Source organism: Pseudoalteromonas ulvae UL12, assembly GCF_014925405.1.
Classification (GTDB): Bacteria; Pseudomonadota; Gammaproteobacteria; order Enterobacterales; family Alteromonadaceae; genus Pseudoalteromonas; species Pseudoalteromonas ulvae.
In genome coordinates this window covers 434,745-451,704 of record NZ_AQHJ01000028.1, presented here as the reverse complement: position 1 = coordinate 451,704, position 16,960 = coordinate 434,745, and the positions used below count along the sequence as shown (strand labels likewise).

16 protein-coding genes are annotated in these 16,960 nt (G+C 40.9%); 9 read left to right on the top strand and 7 right to left on the bottom strand.

Features of this window, described 5'->3' with window-relative positions; genetic code table 11:
* Positions 1–9 precede the first annotated feature (9 nt).
* From PULV_RS12380 to PULV_RS12370, 3 genes are read left to right on the top strand one after another with little or no spacing between them, the layout of a single operon-like run.
* Positions 10–333 carry a hypothetical protein gene (locus tag PULV_RS12380; RefSeq protein WP_086745263.1) on the top strand — a complete coding sequence of 108 codons (324 nt, stop codon included), beginning with the start codon at positions 10–12 and terminating at the stop codon, positions 331–333.
* A 5-nt stretch (positions 334–338) separates the two neighbouring features.
* Positions 339–620, top strand: a complete 282-nt coding sequence (locus tag PULV_RS12375) for a YeaC family protein (protein ID WP_086745262.1) — start codon at positions 339–341, stop codon at positions 618–620.
* Complete coding sequence (locus PULV_RS12370; RefSeq protein ID WP_193331865.1) at positions 610–3,315, top strand: DUF349 domain-containing protein; 2,706 nt, start codon at positions 610–612, stop codon at positions 3,313–3,315. Before PULV_RS12375 ends, PULV_RS12370 begins: the two co-directional genes overlap by 11 nt.
* Positions 3,316–3,390: 75 nt before the next feature.
* Here the strand turns inward: PULV_RS12370 and PULV_RS12365 are convergent, their stop codons facing one another.
* From PULV_RS12365 to PULV_RS12350, 4 genes are all read right to left on the bottom strand, one after another.
* Positions 3,391–3,678 (bottom strand): Lpp/OprI family alanine-zipper lipoprotein, encoded by a 288-nt coding sequence (locus PULV_RS12365; RefSeq protein ID WP_086745260.1) that lies wholly within the window; start codon positions 3,676–3,678, stop codon positions 3,391–3,393.
* A gap of 89 nt (positions 3,679–3,767) precedes the next feature.
* Positions 3,768–4,109 (bottom strand): HopJ type III effector protein, encoded by a 342-nt coding sequence (locus tag PULV_RS12360; protein WP_193331864.1) that lies wholly within the window; start codon positions 4,107–4,109, stop codon positions 3,768–3,770.
* Positions 4,110–4,203: 94 nt separating this feature from the next.
* On the bottom strand, positions 4,204–4,923 hold the full coding sequence (locus PULV_RS12355; protein WP_193331863.1) for a YebC/PmpR family DNA-binding transcriptional regulator: 720 nt from the start codon (positions 4,921–4,923) through the stop codon (positions 4,204–4,206).
* Positions 4,924–5,041: 118 nt separating this feature from the next.
* On the bottom strand, positions 5,042–5,332 hold the full coding sequence (locus PULV_RS12350) for a YkgJ family cysteine cluster protein (protein WP_217895809.1): 291 nt from the start codon (positions 5,330–5,332) through the stop codon (positions 5,042–5,044).
* A gap of 188 nt (positions 5,333–5,520) precedes the next feature.
* Between PULV_RS12350 and PULV_RS12345 the strand changes: the two genes are divergently transcribed.
* Entirely contained in the window at positions 5,521–8,718 is a 3,198-nt protein-coding gene (locus PULV_RS12345) for an HD domain-containing phosphohydrolase (protein WP_086745259.1), read from the top strand.
* A gap of 245 nt (positions 8,719–8,963) precedes the next feature.
* Entirely contained in the window at positions 8,964–10,241 is a 1,278-nt protein-coding gene (locus tag PULV_RS12340; RefSeq protein ID WP_086745258.1) for an isocitrate/isopropylmalate family dehydrogenase, read from the top strand.
* Positions 10,242–10,262: 21 nt separating this feature from the next.
* Here PULV_RS12340 and PULV_RS12335 read toward each other — a convergent pair whose 3' ends face one another.
* Both PULV_RS12335 and PULV_RS12330 read right to left on the bottom strand, forming a co-directional pair.
* Positions 10,263–10,787, bottom strand: a complete 525-nt coding sequence (locus tag PULV_RS12335; protein ID WP_086745257.1) for a hypothetical protein — start codon at positions 10,785–10,787, stop codon at positions 10,263–10,265.
* 130 nt (positions 10,788–10,917) lie between these two features.
* Positions 10,918–11,865 carry a LysR family transcriptional regulator gene (locus PULV_RS12330; RefSeq protein ID WP_086745256.1) on the bottom strand — a complete coding sequence of 316 codons (948 nt, stop codon included), beginning with the start codon at positions 11,863–11,865 and terminating at the stop codon, positions 10,918–10,920.
* Between the two features lie 117 nt (positions 11,866–11,982).
* Between PULV_RS12330 and aceK the strand changes: the two genes are divergently transcribed.
* From aceK to PULV_RS12315, 3 genes are all read left to right on the top strand, one after another.
* A complete protein-coding gene (gene aceK, locus PULV_RS12325; protein ID WP_193331862.1) occupies positions 11,983–13,752 on the top strand; it encodes a bifunctional isocitrate dehydrogenase kinase/phosphatase in 1,770 nt (589 codons plus the stop codon).
* Positions 13,753–13,781: 29 nt separating this feature from the next.
* Complete coding sequence (locus PULV_RS12320; protein WP_086745254.1) at positions 13,782–14,303, top strand: DUF4240 domain-containing protein; 522 nt, start codon at positions 13,782–13,784, stop codon at positions 14,301–14,303.
* Between the two features lie 95 nt (positions 14,304–14,398).
* Positions 14,399–15,235, top strand: a complete 837-nt coding sequence (locus PULV_RS12315; RefSeq protein ID WP_176365216.1) for a hypothetical protein — start codon at positions 14,399–14,401, stop codon at positions 15,233–15,235.
* On the opposite strand, the gene PULV_RS12310 is transcribed toward PULV_RS12315, so the two are convergent.
* On the bottom strand, positions 15,232–15,387 hold the full coding sequence (locus PULV_RS12310) for a DUF2986 domain-containing protein (protein ID WP_086745252.1): 156 nt from the start codon (positions 15,385–15,387) through the stop codon (positions 15,232–15,234). The two genes, PULV_RS12315 and PULV_RS12310, sit on opposite strands and share 4 nt — an antisense overlap.
* A gap of 201 nt (positions 15,388–15,588) precedes the next feature.
* Between PULV_RS12310 and PULV_RS12305 the strand changes: the two genes are divergently transcribed.
* Complete coding sequence (locus PULV_RS12305; protein WP_193331861.1) at positions 15,589–16,929, top strand: DEAD/DEAH box helicase; 1,341 nt, start codon at positions 15,589–15,591, stop codon at positions 16,927–16,929.
* The last annotated feature ends 31 nt before the right edge of the window (positions 16,930–16,960 follow it).

Sequence of the window (16,960 nt, the reverse complement as noted above, 5' to 3'; positions counted from 1 at the left end):
GGAGCGAGTATGGCACGAATCGATTGCCCCAACTGTAAAAAGCCGGCATCCAGTAAACACAAACAATGTCCACATTGTCAGTTCGCTTTGCAAGGTTTGACCGAGCAAAGTCGCCAAGTGATAGCAACACAGCATTATTACGAACAAAAGCAAAAGCTGATGAATCATTCATTTTTAGCGTTGATTTTATTTCTTTCGGGCTTTTTATATCTGTATTCTCGTACACCTGAACCCCAATCAACCGAAATGATGATCTGCCAAGGGGCGATTGCCGTAGGGTTTTTATGGTACTTAATTAATCGTATTCGCATCGTTTTTTTGAAAAAGAAATAATACCTATGAATATTGAACAACTCGTAAACAACATTACCCCAGAGTTATATGAGCGTTTGCAATATGGCGCAGCAACAGGTAAGTGGCCAGATGGAACACCACTGATGCCTGAGCAAAGAGATCAAGCTATTCAAGCCGTCATGTTGTATCAAGCAAAAATTGAAAAGTCTGAACAGCAATTTACTGTTGGTGCAGATGGTCACATCGTACAAAAGTCAAAACAAGAATTGAAACGCCAATTTGCCTCTAGCAACGACATAGCAAGGTTTAACCAAAATGATATTTAAGACCCTTTTCACGCCTAAATGGAAACACCCAAAGCTAGCGATTCGTTTAGGTGCTTTAGAAAAGCTCGATTGTAAGCAAAGTAAAGATCACGACATTTTAAATCAGTTAGCCTTTAGTGATGAAGCGGTTGAAGTGCGCAAAAAAGCCCTTACTAAGCTCAATAATATGACTTCGTGGTGGCAAGCGTTTAAGCAAGAGCAAGAGCAATCCATAAAAGAGTTAGCAGAAAAACAAATAATGTCAGCGGTATTGAATGCAGATCAATCATTGCCAGCAGAGCACCGAATTGATTATATCGACCGTTGTAATAAAAATACGGTTCTCGAAAAGCTTGCATTAAATGACCAAGATGACCTACTGCGCTTGAAATTACTTAAACGTCTGGCAAAGCCCAGCTTAATTGAAACCGCTTTTCAACAGGCGAACGAGCAATTTCAAGTAAAGTTATTAGATTTAATTGAACAATATCAATTAATAAAAAGTGTAAAAAATAAAGCGAAACCGGCTGCTCTTAAATTGATAGAAGAAAAAGTAGCTGAGGCAAAACTAGCTAAAGAAATGCCGGTGAAAATCACCAAAGAGGTGACATTAATTTTAGCTAAGTTGAATGCACTGCGTGACAAAAATGACTATCTACAAGTCAAAGATGAAGCTATTGCATTATATGAGCAATGGAACCAATTAGAATTAGTCTGGCTTGATAATGAATCAAAAGAGCAATTCAAAAACAAATTCAGAACACTTGAACAAAAATTAGAAAAGAAAATTACCACGCTTGGCGAAGCTTATCACTTAGCTGAACAAAAGGCTGCAGAGCTGCGTGAAATTGCCGCGCAGCAACAGGTATTAGCACAGGCGCTGAGCCAGTTTGAAGATAAAATGAGTACCGTGTTAGATGATCTTTTATCACACAATGTCTCAGCGCTTAACGATATGGCCCGCCATACAGAAGCGTTACTAAAAATGACACCACAAGTGGATGCACAGAGTCAGACTCGCTTTGAGCAGTTAGCAGCAATATTAGCTGAGTTACCAGAAACCATGGCGACGCTTGAGGCTTTCAACCAACAATTGGCCAAATTCAGTACTGTTGAGATACCCAATGATGTGGCGCAGTATGACGACGCGACACTGGCATATCAAAGTTGGCATAAGCAAAGTAAAGTATTGTTAAAGCAATTACCTCGCACGTTTAACGCTTCAGCCAAAAAGCAGCTAAAAATGTTAGAGCAACAATGGCACACGGCTATTGAACCGTTAAAAGGCCCCCTTGAGCAGAGCAAAAATCAGTGTCATAAAAAGCTTAAAGATTTGCGCCGGTTAATTAACCAAGGCCGTTTCAACGTTGCCTTTGGTGTATTTAAAGGCATGCATGAGATTTACCAAACATTGACGCCTAACTACCAGCAGCAACTTGAAAAAGATTATCAACATGTTGCTGATGAGCTCAGTAAAGCAAAAGATTGGCAAGAGTACGTAGGGGCACCAAAACGTGAAGCCCTGATTGAAGAACTTAAATTATTGGTCCAAACAGCTTGCCATGATCCAAAAGTACGCGCAGAAGAAGTAAAAACCTTTCGCCGTCAATGGAATGATTTAGGCAAAATTGTCTCGGATCAAGATAAGCAAAATGCAGAAATTTTCAATCAGTTGGTCGAATCGGCGTTTACACCCTGTAGAGAATTTTTTGCTGAGCAAGAAAAAGAACGCTCGGTTAACTTTGCAGCTCGTCAAGCTATTATTGACAAATTACAGGCGTTAACTGTTGAAATCGAACAACCTGAATTTGATATCAAACACGTAGAGTCACAATTTAATAAATTACTTAAACAGTGGCGAACAGCGGGTAGCGTCGATGCAAAAGCTTACAAAAACTTATTAGATGCCTATAAGAGTGCAGAGAGACCTATTTCGACTGCGATCAGAACCATGCACCGCAGTAATGCAGAACTCAAAGCGCAGGTTGTTTCACAGGCTAAACTATTAAGTGAAAGTGAAGATGTGTTTGCTGCTTGTCAGGAAATAAAATCTTTGCAACAAAAGTGGAAAACCTTAGGTTTTGCAGGTAATAAACAAGAGCCTGAACTTTGGCAAAAATTTCGTCAATATAACGATGCTTTATTTGCCAGACGTGATGAATCAAAAGCACAGCACGATCAACAAGTGGCTAAGCAGAGCGCTGAACTTGAACGTGAATTAGAAACGCTGATAAATGTGTTCGAAAGCAAGGTGAATGATAAAGGGTCGCTCCTCGAGCTAACCGATACACTCAACCTGTTACAGCAGCGTATTGATACTCAGGATAAACCGCTGCAAGGCAAAGTGAAGCAACTTTTAGCCGCCGTTAATCAAGCCATATCGACAATTGATGAGCAACAATTGAACGCTAATTATGATCAGTTGTTTGCTGCGCTTGAACACGGTACTGCAATACCGCAGCATTGGCAAACATCACAGCCATCAAGCCTTACCCGTGAACAGGTGTTTGTCAGAATGGAAATTTTATCGCAAGTTGCAGAACCAAAAGGGGATCCTGCAATTCGAATGACAGAGCAAGTTGCCTTGTTAGCTGAAAAAATGTCTGGCGAGGACACTCAGCTAGATGCGTTGCTAGTCTTATGGGTTAATTGTGGACCATTGACTGATGACGATAAACATCAACTTGCTTTCATTAAGCCGTTATATATTCAATAAAGCAGCTGACTTTATTCAATAAAAAACCTGCCATTTTTGGCAGGTTTTTTATTATGAGTTCATCAATTGGCGATGTTATTTCTTATAAGAAGACACTAAGTTATCTAAACGATCATTGGCTTTACTGGCGTCAGCTTGCGCTGAATCAATAGACGACTTAAGCATTTTAATATCACTGTTATTTTGCGATGCCATCGAATTGGCAGAAGCAACATCAGATGATAAGCCATCAACTTTCATGGTTAATGAGTCAACTTTAGCATTTAACGATTTAACTTGTTCTTCCAAACCACTCGTATTACTACAACCGCTTAATGAAACCAATACACCCAGAGCAACAAATGGAGCTACTTTTTTAAACATTTTCTTATCCTTGAGTAAATTAACTAGCAATACAAGTATTACAGTCAATACCGAAAATGCCACTCAAGATTGAATAACTCGATTACTTTTTAACGTAATGTTAAAGCAGCCGTAGGAAAGTCAATCCCAGACCACCGATGGCGCATAAAGTGGCGAATATTCTGATGATCGTCTCCATCAGGTGTATTGAGCACATCTTGATAATACTGAGCGAATAAAGCCAGAGTTTGCTGCTCGCTGAGTTTATGTAATAACCCAAACGAAAATATTTTACACGAACCATTATTTGTACCAGCTGGATTGTCGAGTCCTGCATTCTGAAAAGCTGTGGGCGTAAATTGATAATAAGTATCAATGATGCTAATAGAGAGGGAAAACGTTATTTCTTCGGGAGTATTTCTAAGGGTATATAAAAAATCATCCAAGCTCATAAAAGCTCCAAAAAAAGGCGCAAAAAGCGCCTGAATCATTATTTTTAATCTGTTCGTTTACAGCTGAGCAGAGTTGTATTGGTACAAAGTGAAATTATTGTGTAATTTCTGCGTTATGGTAAACCTCTTGAACATCATCACAATCTTCAAGCATCGCCAAGAAACGTTCAAATACTTCTACATCGTCGCCAGAAATAGGTGTGGTGTTTTGCGGCACAAACGCGATTTCTTCGACATCGAGTTTGACTCCATCTAGGCTGTCTAATACGGTTTTTGCTTTAAAAAACTCGGTATGTGGGGTAAATACCGTAATTTTACCGCCTTCATTCTCGACATCTGAGACATCAATGTCTTCCATTAATAGTGCTTCAAGTACGGCTTCATCATCGTCACCATCAAATGCAAAGATAGCTAAATGATCAAACAAATGCGCCACAGAGCCTTGGGCACCAATTTTTGAATTGGCTTTGGTAAAACAAACCCGCACATCTGAAAAAGTGCGATTGTTATTGTCGGTTAAACAATCAACAATAATCATACATCCACCTGGGCCAAATCCTTCATAGCGAGCAGTGCTATAGTCTTCGCCACCTGAGCCTTGCGCTTTTTCAATTGCACGTTCGATAACGTGTGCAGGCACTTGATCCTTTTTCGCTCGTTCTATAAGGCGGCGCAAGGAAAGGTTACCATCCGGATCAATACCACCATTTTTTGCACATACGTAAATTTCTTTACCGTATTTCGAATAAACTTTTGTTTTTGCTCCGGCTGTTTTTGCCATTGAGTCTTTTTTATTCTGATACGCTCTGCCCATCTTTAATTCGCCTTGCTGATTTTCTATTAAAATTTTCTCGTCAAATGTTAACGTTAAATGAGTTTTTTTGATATCAAAACAATCGTTAACTGCTATTTTCTTGTAACAATCCTGAGGATTAATAGCCGAATTTGGCTCGTTCACTGCGACAGTCTGCTTCACCTAATTCAAATTCACGGCAAATCAACGGACGTACTTCGTAGATAGAGCAGCGCATCGTATTACGATCTAACGCTGCACACCAACCATCGGCTAAACGTAACATGGTCGATATTTCATGTGGATTTTTTTTAATGTACTGGCTTGGAACCCCTGTATCGGTAATTAACAACACTTCTAATCGACAACAACAGGCTTCACATGTGCTGCAGGAGAGGGAAGCAGGGGGCACTTGACTGATTGGGATCACAGCAATTCTCGTTGTAAAAAAGTAAGTGTAACGTATTCACAAATAAAATACTCGATACGAATTACTTCGTTAGGTCAGATATAATTTTTTGAGCTTTTATTAAATAGTGACTAGTATCAAATAGTAATAAAACCATTGATTTATAAACATTAACGCAGCAATGTTGCGAAAAATTTAAGAGTGGAAACATGGAAGTCTTTAAAGTGGTTAAGAATCGTCTGTTATTCTCGATTAAGTCGACGGTTGTTAGTATTTTTATTTTCTCAGTATTACTGACTGCAACTGTTGCTATCTCATTGCAATATTATTTTAATGCTAAAATGGCAGAGGAATATACATCGCGGATTTTCAAAATGGCCACAGAGAACACCGCATCTGATCTCACTAAACTCAACCAACAAGTCGAAAATACTCTAGAGATATTGTCACAAAATCCAGATATCAAAAGTCAGTTAATCGAAGAGCACAATAGAAAGGATATTTTTAAAATATTGGAGTTAAGTCAACACTTTTACGCTATTTACATTGGGTTAGACAATGGTGAGTTTTATGAAGTGATCAATTTAGACGCCAGTCCTTTAGTGCGCTCGCAAATAAAAGCCAAAGCAAATGACCGCTGGGCGGTGATTGAAATAAAAATGGTCGATGGGGAAAAGAAAAAAATAACGCACTTTTACACCAAGGATCATGCCTTACGTCATACCATTAGCCAGCCGACAGACTATGATCCAGTTGAACGAATGTGGTTCTCGCGCGCAGAGGAAGACACAATATATAAAAGCTCTCCATATTTATTTCAGCACTTACAGGCACCAGGCCAAACTTACTCGCTTAAACTTGCGGGTGAAAATAGCGTTATCGCCATTGATATAGCGTTGTCTTCGGTCTCTGAATATTTACTTAATCTTGATAATAAAGGACAACAAGAGTTTAACGTTGAGATGTTTTTATTCGAAAAAGAAGGTCAGTTAATTGCTTCTAATACTGAGCAACGTTTATCGACAATTACCATTCCAGCATCAAAACCATTACCACTGACTGCCAAACAGCAAGCGCTGATTAACAGCATGGGGAAAATATCGGTATCAAATGAGTCAGATTGGGCCCCGTTAGACTTTGCAATTTCGGGGCGACCTGCAGGTTATAGTGTTGATGTTCTTAATCTGATCAGCGACATGACCGGACTTGAGCTTAGTTATATCAACGGATTTAGTTGGGCTGAGCTCGTCAACTTATTTAAAGAAGAAAAACTGCAGCTACTGAACGCATCTTATGATAATCAACCTAACCGCGCTTTGGGCATATTGAGTCAATCTTTTTTGCAGACGCCTTTTGCGATCATCACTCAGCCAGGTGAAGCGGATATCACGCGTTTAAGTCAACTGTATGGGAAAACCCTCGCGATTTCAGCTGATTGGTCAATCATTGAGGAAATCAAAGCCTTTCATCCACAAATAAAGGTTGTTGAAGTGCCAAGCACACTTGAGGTGCTAAAAAGTATTCAACAAGGGCGATATTATGCAGGCATTGATAATCGTTTTGTTTTGCAATATACCGCTAAGCAGTTTTTCATTGATAAGGTGCAATATCACTTTGATTTGGCACAAAATAAGCCGCCATTATTAGCCGATTTACATTTTTTACTGCCTAAGGCTGAGACAGGTTTGCTCGAAATAATCAACCTGGCAATTGATAACATCAGTGATGAGCAAAAAGAGGCACTGAAACAAAAGTGGCTATTTAACGAACAGCAATTGAATGAGCTTAAACATGTTGGGGTGGTTCCTTACAAAGAAGTGCTAAGTCTGACAAGTAATCCGCAAAATTTTAACCATTTACTGCAAAAAGAAATTAATAAACAAAACATGTATCTGTTTATAAGTCAGCTAAATGGTCATGATGAATATTTAGCGTTGTTAATTCCTAAAAGTAAATTATTACAAAATGCATTAAAAAAACTCAGAATCGCCATTATGGTCACTGCAGGGTTGTTATTGATTTTACTTCCGTTATGTTGGCTGTTCGCCAAGCCGATAGTCGAGCCCATCAAGCGTTTAGCAGAACACGCTGAGCGAATAAAAGAGCGGCAATATGATCACATTGAATTTCACGACTCCAATATTATTGAGATACAAGAGCTTACAGATTCAATGGCAGGCATGACAGCATCGATTAAAACCTATCAGCAAAATCAAACGGACTTAATGGACTCGTTTATTGAATTAATAGGTCAAGCAATTGATGATAAGTCACCATACACTGCTGGTCATTGTGAACGTGTCCCTGAGCTTGGCATGATGCTCGCTGAAGTTGCTTCGAATTCAGATGCAACGCCGTTCAAACAATTTAAATTTAATAACGATGATGAGATACGAGAATTTAAAATTGCGGCGTGGTTGCATGACTGCGGGAAAATCACCACACCTGAACATATTGTTGATAAAGGAACTAAATTAGAAGCAATTTATAATCGGATCCACGAAATTCGCATGCGCTTTGAAGTGTTGTGGCGTGATGAAGAGATCGACTATTGGCAAAAAGTGCAGGCGCAACCAGAACAGCAAGACGACTGGCTAGCACAAAAGGACTTACACCAACAACAGTTACGCGATGACTTTGCGTTTATTGCTAATGCCAATATTGGCGGTGAATTTATGTCAGAAAAACATATTGAACGCTTACATCAATTATCAACGAAAACTTGGCAACGCTTTTTTGATGACACACTCGGTTTATCGCCTGTTGAAGAGCTGCGCACCAATAAAGCTGAGCAGCCATTGCCAGTCACTGAGCAATTATTAGCCAATAAACCTGAGCATATTATTGCCCATGATCACTCCATTGAATATGACAAAAAACTTGGCATCAATATGACTATTCCTGAATTTAGAGCAAACCTTGGAGAGTTACATAACTTAGTGATTGCTCGAGGCACACTGACTGCGGAAGATCGTTTTAAGGTCAACGAACATATCATCAGTACCATTAGAATGTTAGATAAAATGCCATTCCCGCAAGAGCTGGCAAACGTGCCACGTTATGCATCCACTCATCATGAGACATTAATTGGCACTGGCTATCCACGTAAGCTCACAGCAGAGCAGTTATCTATCCCTGAAAGAGTGTTAGTGTTAGCCGATATTTTTGAAGCCTTGACGGCAGCTGACCGCCCTTACAAAAAGGCTAAACCGTTAAGTGTCGCTATCGATATTTTATATAAAATGGCCCAAGACCAACATGTCGATATGGACATCTTTAAATTGTTCTTGTCGTCAGGCATTTATCAAGACTATGCAAAGCGTTATCTTTCTCCTGCCCAAATAGACGCAGTCGATATCGAGTTTTACTTAAATAAACGCTCACAATCAGGGGGGGAAGCTGCTTAAAGTGACGAGAGTCACTGATACACTCAGTGTCGATTGGGACGAGCTGCCAATTAATTAGGACTGAACTTGCGGCCAAAATAACGAATAAAATGATGTAGCTGACAGACGAAGTCGTAAAGTTGCCTCATTGTTAGAGGCACAATTATGGTCGAGTTTTCGCCGTGTTGTGGGTAGTATGGAAGTCATGAATAAGAAATACGTGCAGTTGCCACTGCTTACAACATAACAATAAAAAGGGCAAAGTGATGTATCAATATATCCAAGTACCCCCTCAGTGCGCAGAGAAAATATCAGTTGATGCTAATGGACAACTGATAGTACCTAATCAGCCAATTGTCACCTTTATTCAGGGAGATGGAGTCGGGGAGCAAGTCACGCCTTTAATGTGCCAATTAGTCGATTTGGCTGTTGACTTGAGTTATGCAGGTCAGAAAAAAATCCACTGGATGGAAATCTTTAATGGTGAGAAAGCAGCGCAACTGTACGATGGTGATTGGTTTCCACAAGAAACGCTCGCCGCTATTTCTGAATATTTAGTGGTGATGAAAGGACCACTTACCACGGCAATGGGAGCGGGGTTTCGCTCTTTAAATGTCGCATTACGTCATGAGATGGACTTATTTGTGCAATGTCGGCCTATTTGTTATTTACCTCCACTAGATAGCCCAGTTAAAGCACCCGAGAAAATAGACATGGTGGTGTTTCGTGATAACAGTGAAGACGTGTATTCAGGCATTGAATTTAAGGCTGACTCGATTCAAGCGCAACATTTGCTGGATTATTTGCAGCAAGAATTAGGTGTTAACCGTTTTCGTTTTACCGAGCATTGTGGCGTAGGCATTAAGCATATTTCAAAACAAGCCAGTCAACGGGTGGCTAAAGCAGCCATTCAGTATGCATTAACACATAAACGACGCAGTGTTACTTTGGTCCATAAAGGCGATGTGATGAAATTCACCGAAGGCGCCTTTGTGAAGTGGGCCTTGGAGCTGGCAAGGGATGAATTTAATGCCACTATGGACGAACACGCCATGCAAATGGTTATTACCTGTCCTGAGAGCGAGCATCAAATCGTGATCAATACTGAGCTGATGGATGTGATGTTGCAAAATAGTTTACTCGCGCCGGAGCAATACGATGTTATCGCGGTTGCAAATCATCATGGTGATTTACTTGTCGACTCGTTATGCGCCCAAATCGGCCAAGTATCCATGTCGCCAGCGGCCCATTTTGGCGAACAACTCGCTTTATTTGAACCAACACATGGCACGTGTGATTTATTAGTCGGCCAAGATTCAATGAATCCTATTTCGAGTTTTTTATCTGGTGCGATGATGCTGTCCCATTTGGGTTGGGAGCTAGCCGCGAAAAATATTATTCAAGCGATCTCGGACACTTTGCACAGCAATGTGGTGACAGAAAATGTGTCTTTGAACGCCCGCGATGCTGAAATAGTCGGGTGTCATGCGTTTACTCAACATGTGATGCAGGCACTGAGAAAAAATATTAAAGCGCGCGATTGAATGTGAATCGCGCGTAAGCCATTAAGCTCGTAGTAATTGAGGTGATGGCGGCGTTTTTAATTCCACAACCGTATAGCTAGAATCGACTAAGTGTGAAAACTCTTGTTGCAAAGTCACAGACAGTTGATGACAAAAATCCTGTTGCTCTTGTGGCATTTCGAGGGTTAAATCTAGACTCAGATCCGTTGTTATCGCCGCTAATTGTGCGACAGCCAATTGCAGAACAATCAGGGGTAATGGGCAGCGGTGCTGGTCAAGAGTATGCGCACATGTTGCCGCAAACTCCTTGATTGTGAGCGTTTGTTGAGATTGTGCCCATGAGTGATAGTCAACAGTGTGTATTTGTTGATGTTGTTGCATTTGTTTTGCTAACAGGCGCTGTTTAGGTGAAAAACGCACGTTGATTTCTTCAAGTACACAATAAAAGTCAGTTTTATCAATGTGAGCGCGGGCAAGTAAGTCTTCAAGTAACTCTACTAATGGGCGTTTAAAGTAAAACGCTGAAATATGCATAAATCCTTGTTGATCTTGGTTATGTGTTGTCATAGTTGTTTCCCCATTCGCATTAAAAGTAGTTAACGGCTTACCCGTTTGGCTCTGACTTAACACTATGTGTGAAATGACTATTTTTGAAATTTAACTTTTCAATAACTGCTATTGATAATATCAATACTCCTTAGCGATCATTTATTTTTTTAGAAAATTCAAGCAACTGTCTTCTTAACCATTGATGAGGTTTACTGTGGTGAAGCAAAGGGCTCCATATCATTTTTATCTCGATGGGCACTATTTGAAAAGGCACCGCAGACATAGTTAATGCATGCTGTTGGCATAAATGCATTGCAAGGCGACGGGGCACAGTAGCAAGGAGCTCACTGCATTGAGTCAAACTTTGCGCTGCGGTCAAATGACGAGAGTAAATTCTGATTTTGCGAGTGTGATCCAATTGCCAAAGCGCTTCATCTACCCAACCTAAATGCTGGTGGCCGGATTTATTCGCTGTGGTTGTTTCTGATTGCCAACCGGGTCGGTTAAGCCAAATATGTTCTGACGCTAAGTAACATTGCAGTGTGTTATTGTTAACTATTGGGTGCTCTGGATGGCTCAAGCAACAAAAGTTGTCGCGCCAAACACTGGCTTGATGAAATGACTTAGGTAAGACAGAAAAACGGTTAATGGCTAAATCAATGTTGCCTTGTTCCATATCGGCGAGATTGATGTCTCCTGGGGTTAAAATATCAAAATGTAAATGTGGGCAGCGCGTCATAATCGAATGAATAAATGGCCAAATTAAGGTGGTTTCGAGGTAATCGTTGCTGACTATCCGAAAAGTATGCTTACTTGTGGTTGGGTTAAACTCACCATCGGGCTGAGTGATGGTTTCGGCCAGCACTAATAATCGAGTTATTTCGGGTTTTAATTGGGTGGCTTTTTCTGTGGGCGTCATGCCATCAGCGGTTCTGACGAGTAACGGATCGTCAAATAAATCCCGTAAACGCTTCAAGGCATTGCTCATGGCCGGTTGTGTGAGGGCTAATTTATTGGCAGCTTTTGAAACGTTGCGCTCTTCGAGTAGTACGTTTAGATAGACTAATAAATTCAAATCGACGTTACGAATATTCATTAAATCAATGCTACCTATTTCATTTATAAATTAATTCTATTTAAGCGGGCCTGCTAAGGTGTGTAAATAAGTTTATAACTATAACCACTATAGTTTGTGGTGATAGCTGAGGATGTTATGACTCAATTACAGATCACATCGCTCGAACAAGGTGTATCAGCCAAGGTGGCTCGTTCTATTCTGGCGAGTTTTGAAGCCATGTTTGCTGAATTTCTCAATATTACCTTAGGCGCTCAAGCGCGTTTTGAACAAGCGCAGTGGCAAGGTGTGCAACAAGCAATGCGCGATAGGCTAAAAGTGTACGAAGCAAAAGTGGCTGTGGCTAAAATAGCGGTCAGTACCATTGCATTTGATTGCCTTGATGATAGTAAAATGTGGCACCAAGCCAAGCGGTATTATGCTCAGTTGGTCAGTGAGCATGATAATGATGCGATTAGCCAAACTTTTTTTAACTCAGTATTTGGCTCAATTCGTGGCCATAATAAAATCCGTGACGTTCATTTATTTATCTTAAAACGCCAATATCGGCCATTGAATCGCAGCCGAGATGCGATAGAAAGCACACTCCCTGCATCGTCAAACCTAACACAAACATTGACGTTATTACTCCAGCAATTTCATTTTCGTTTACCCTATGAAGACTCGGTTCGAGACATCCATTTACTCAACGACGCGGTGATTGAACATTTCCAGCATGCTTATTTCTCAGAAGTGACACCGCATTGGTGTATGCAATATGGCAATTCACTTTTTTTTAGGAATAAAGCCGCGTACATCATTGGTACTTTACAATATTTGGACGGTGCGCCAATCCCCTTTGCGATAGCGCTTTTAAATAATGAAGAGGGGGAAATCTTTATCGACAGCATCATGTTAGGGGATGCGCAATTGAGTATGTTGTTTGGCTTTGCACGAACCTACTTTATGGTCGATACCGATAAACCACAGGCGTATGTCGAGTATTTATCGCGGTTATTACCAAATAAAGAACGGTTTGAACTGTTTAATGCAATCGGCTTTATCAAACATGCCAAAACTGAGTTTTATCGCTTTAAAGTCGATTCGACGCGAAAAATGCCCGCCGATGAATATTATTGCAATGCAGCAGGGATCAAAGGCATGGTGATGACAGTGTTCACCACCGAACATTCTGATTATGTGTATAAAGTGATTAGAGATAAGTTTGTGGCCCCAAAGCAAATCACTCGACAACAGGTCATGGAAAAATATGACTTTGTTAAAAATGCCGATCGCGTCGGGCGGCTGGTTGATACTCATGAATTTAGATATTTAGCGTTTGATTTATCTCGATTTTCACCATCATTGTTAGCACAATTACAACACGATGCTGGGCAGAGTGTGGTGATTTCGGGTAATGCATTGATCCTGAAACACGTCTATGTTGAGCGCAAAATGACCCCATTGAATCTCTATATTCAATGGGCGTCAAACCTCGAACTAGCGCAAGTGATGTATGAGTATGGTCTTGCAATTAAAGAGTTAGCGGCAGCCAATATCTTCCCTGGAGATATGTTGATGAAAAACTTTGGTGTCACACGTTGGGGCAGAGTGGTCTTTTATGATTATGATGAAATTTGCCCGCTGACCGAATGCCACTTTAGAACCTTGCCCGTGCCGAATAATCAATATCAACGCTTAGCCGAAGCCCCGTGGTTTTTGATTGATGACAACGATATTTTCCCCGAACAATTCCCGGTATTCTTCACTGGGCATCCGGCGGCAAAGCAATTATTTGAGCGCTATCATGCTGATTTATATACACCTGAATTTTGGATTAACATCCAACATAGCATCAACCAAGGAGCGATTGCCGACGTGTTCCCGTATAAGCAAACCGCACGCTTTTCAAGAAAAGATACAGTATAATGCTAATAAACCGATAACAGTGTTAGATTATGACCGAACATGAATTTTGGCAGTTAGTGACTGCAACCGATCCCTTTGCTGAGCCTGAGCAAATCGCCGAAGAGTTAAAGAAACGTTTAACCGATTTAACGGATGAACAATTAGCGGCATTTGATAAGCACTTCAATCAAAAAATGCGTGAAACGTATATTTGGCCTCTTTGGGGAGCTGCATTTGTGATCGCTGGCTGTAACTCTGAATATAGCTTTTCTGAATTTCGTTGTTGGCTCATTTCTCGAGGTGAAAAAGTCTTCACTTCGACAGTCGCACAGCCTGATGATTTGGCTGATTTTGATGTCGTACCGATGAAAGCTCAATTGCCTTATCCATTTTTAGACGAATATGATTTGATAGCGGGTCTGCTGTACGAAGAGCGCACAGAAGATGAGTTACCGTTTGTGCCATCTGGGCTATCGGAGCCTAAAGGCAAACGATTTAAAGATAAAGCAAAAGAATTGAAAAAAACCTACCCGAAGCTTTATCAAAAATATTGGCAAATGGGTCTCAATTAAATGAGGTTAAATAACTTGTGATGATAAATCGACACGTATGCATTGTGAGCGCAATGTTGCTGTGCTCGATACCATCCATTGCACAAGAGTTTGATGTGAGAACGCAATGCAATTTAGAGCCAGCTCTATGCCTTGTGGAAATTCAGACTCTTTTAACTCAAGTCGCACCGCAATCATTTCAGTATTATGAATACCAAGTTATTCATATGGATACATTGTTTTCGTTGGCACAGTTTGAGACTTTATATGAGTTGACTAGCCAGTTTGTTGCTCAAGAGTCACTGCCACCTTACTTTAAAATACACGCCTACATTTATCATACTAAAATGTTGCAAGTACTTAAAAAAGAAGAAGAATCAAAGCGTTTTAGAGTCGAAGCAGAACAACTGCTCAACGAAGTTAATAAAAATTTTTCAGATCCCATTTCGCTTGTAAAGCTATTGAACTTGCAGCTTTATAGTGACATCGACCCACGTATTCCGTATCGAATGCTCAAAGGATTAGCACAAAAATTCCAGCGCAGGCAGTTACCTGAGTTTAAGTATGAGTTATTTTTAAATTTAGGGCATTTTGCTGAGCGAGTAGGAGAAACCAAACAGGCGATTAACTACCGTGCCCAAGCGGTGCATTTCGCGCACTTGCTGAACAGTCAATTTAAGCTAGGTGAAAGTTTATTTAATTTAGCGCGCAGCTATAGTAATCATCAAGATCATCAGCAAGCGTATCAGGCCTTTGCTGATTCGCTCGAAGCAGCACGTTTGGCGGATGATCAAATCGGTGCGAACTTAGCCATTCTTTATCTTGCAAAAGAAAGTCTTGCTCTTGGGCAACACTCGCAAGGTAAAGAATGGTTTAAGCAATTAGATAATATCGAGGTGTTACCGCCTCTTCGTCAGGCACTTTATTTGCAACTTCAACAGCAGCTCAACTAACCTTGAGTGTCGTCAAGTTGCTCTGAGCTTTGTGCCAGCCTTTCTCGCTCGGCTTTAGACACGTAAGCAGGCTTGTTACTGGTGTGTAATTTTGATTTAGCTTTTTTAAGTTTCTTCTTTAAAATATCATTAATTTTCTTTTTGCGGTTCATGGCGTGCTCCAGCTATCGATCTGAGGCGGGATTGTACGTTTTGTCACCTTGAAGGCAAGCTGTTTTTGACATCCAGAGTCAAAAACATGGTTGGCTTACCTTTGCATGGCTTCTTTTCAGGCGTTGATTGCGTTCATGGGGTAATTCCTGTACTCTGGCGCGCCGCATTTGGCGGTCTGATATGTATGAAAGAGAGCACTTATGAGTTTTGCCCGCCTGGGTTTATCCGCACCGATACTTGACGCCGTCAAAGCGCAAGGTTACGACACGCCAACTCCAATTCAATTAGCTGCCATTCCGGCCATTATTGAAGGGCGAGATATGATGGCTGCAGCCCAAACGGGAACGGGCAAAACAGCTGGCTTTACCTTACCGCTTCTTGAACGCTTAGTAAAAGGCAAGCCTGCTAATCATAACCAAGTGCGAGCTTTAGTGTTGACACCAACACGTGAACTTGCAGCGCAAGTCGCTGAAAGTGTCGAACTTTATGGTAAAAATTTACCCTTAAGCTCGTTTGTTGTGTACGGTGGGGTTAAAATCAATCCTCAAATGATGCGCTTGCGTCGTGGTGCTGATATTTTGGTTGCGACACCGGGTCGCTTGCTCGATTTATTCAATCAAGGTGCGATTAAGTTTGATCACTTAGAAGTGCTGGTACTCGATGAAGCCGATCGCATGTTAGACATGGGTTTTATCCATGATATTAAAAAAATCATTAAGGTACTGCCGGCAAAACGTCAAAACTTAATGTTTTCTGCGACTTTTTCAGATGATATTCGAGCGCTTGCCAAAGGTTTGATCCATGATCCTGTAGAAGTATCTGTTGCGCCGGCGAATACTACGGCGGCCACGGTTGAACAATCGGTTCACCCAGTTGATAAATCAAGAAAATCGGCATTGTTGACCCATTTAATTAAACAGCATGATTGGCAGCAAGTACTCGTTTTTACCCGAACCAAGCATGGTGCTAACCGATTAGTTAAGCATTTAGAAAAAGAAAAAATTAACGCTGCGGCCATCCACGGAAATAAAAGCCAAGGGGCGAGGATGAAAGCCCTTGCCGGATTTAAAAATGGTGAAGTACGAGTTTTAGTTGCCACTGACATTGTGGCGCGAGGTTTAGATATTGACCAATTACCGCAAGTAGTTAATTTTGATTTACCTAACATAGCTGAAGATTATGTCCACCGAATTGGTCGTACAGGGCGTGCTGGTGCATCAGGTCATGCGATTTCGTTTGTGACTGTTGAAGATGTCGCAGAGTTATCAGATATCGAACGTTTAATTCAGACGCTGATTAGCCGTGAAGTTGTAAAAGGGTTCGAGCCTAATTCACCTGTGCCTCAAACTGACTTGAATGTGAAGATTAAAAAACCGAAAAAGCCTAAGAAACCTAACAACGGGCAAAGTGGTCGTTCAGAGCACAGTGGCGCGAAAAAGCCACGACGTTCACAACCAAATAAAAATACCGCGGGGAGTGATACAAACAAACCCGCGAAAAAACGGGTTTGGCGCAATAAACCCAAAAAAGTAACACCATAAAAAAAATCCATCGTAAGATGGATTTTTTTTT

Bases quoted from the DNA above. Each gene is read 5' to 3' on its own strand.
- PULV_RS12370 (WP_193331865.1), top strand. From the start codon at position 610: ATGATATTTAAGACCCTTTTCACGCCTAAATGGAAACACCCAAAGCTA.
- PULV_RS12375 (WP_086745262.1), top strand. From the start codon at position 339: ATGAATATTGAACAACTCGTAAACAACATTACCCCAGAGTTATATGAG.
- PULV_RS12320 (WP_086745254.1), top strand. From the start codon at position 13,782: ATGACCGAACATGAATTTTGGCAGTTAGTGACTGCAACCGATCCCTTT.
- PULV_RS12310 (WP_086745252.1), bottom strand. From the start codon at position 15,387: ATGAACCGCAAAAAGAAAATTAATGATATTTTAAAGAAGAAACTTAAA.
- PULV_RS12345 (WP_086745259.1), top strand. From the start codon at position 5,521: ATGGAAGTCTTTAAAGTGGTTAAGAATCGTCTGTTATTCTCGATTAAG.
- PULV_RS12335 (WP_086745257.1), bottom strand. From the start codon at position 10,787: ATGACAACACATAACCAAGATCAACAAGGATTTATGCATATTTCAGCG.
- PULV_RS12305 (WP_193331861.1), top strand. From the start codon at position 15,589: ATGAGTTTTGCCCGCCTGGGTTTATCCGCACCGATACTTGACGCCGTC.
- PULV_RS12360 (WP_193331864.1), bottom strand. From the start codon at position 4,109: ATGAGCTTGGATGATTTTTTATATACCCTTAGAAATACTCCCGAAGAA.
- PULV_RS12355 (WP_193331863.1), bottom strand. From the start codon at position 4,923: ATGGGCAGAGCGTATCAGAATAAAAAAGACTCAATGGCAAAAACAGCC.
- PULV_RS12365 (WP_086745260.1), bottom strand. From the start codon at position 3,678: ATGTTTAAAAAAGTAGCTCCATTTGTTGCTCTGGGTGTATTGGTTTCA.
- PULV_RS12380 (WP_086745263.1), top strand. From the start codon at position 10: ATGGCACGAATCGATTGCCCCAACTGTAAAAAGCCGGCATCCAGTAAA.
- PULV_RS12340 (WP_086745258.1), top strand. From the start codon at position 8,964: ATGTATCAATATATCCAAGTACCCCCTCAGTGCGCAGAGAAAATATCA.
- aceK (WP_193331862.1), top strand. From the start codon at position 11,983: ATGACTCAATTACAGATCACATCGCTCGAACAAGGTGTATCAGCCAAG.
- PULV_RS12330 (WP_086745256.1), bottom strand. From the start codon at position 11,865: ATGAATATTCGTAACGTCGATTTGAATTTATTAGTCTATCTAAACGTA.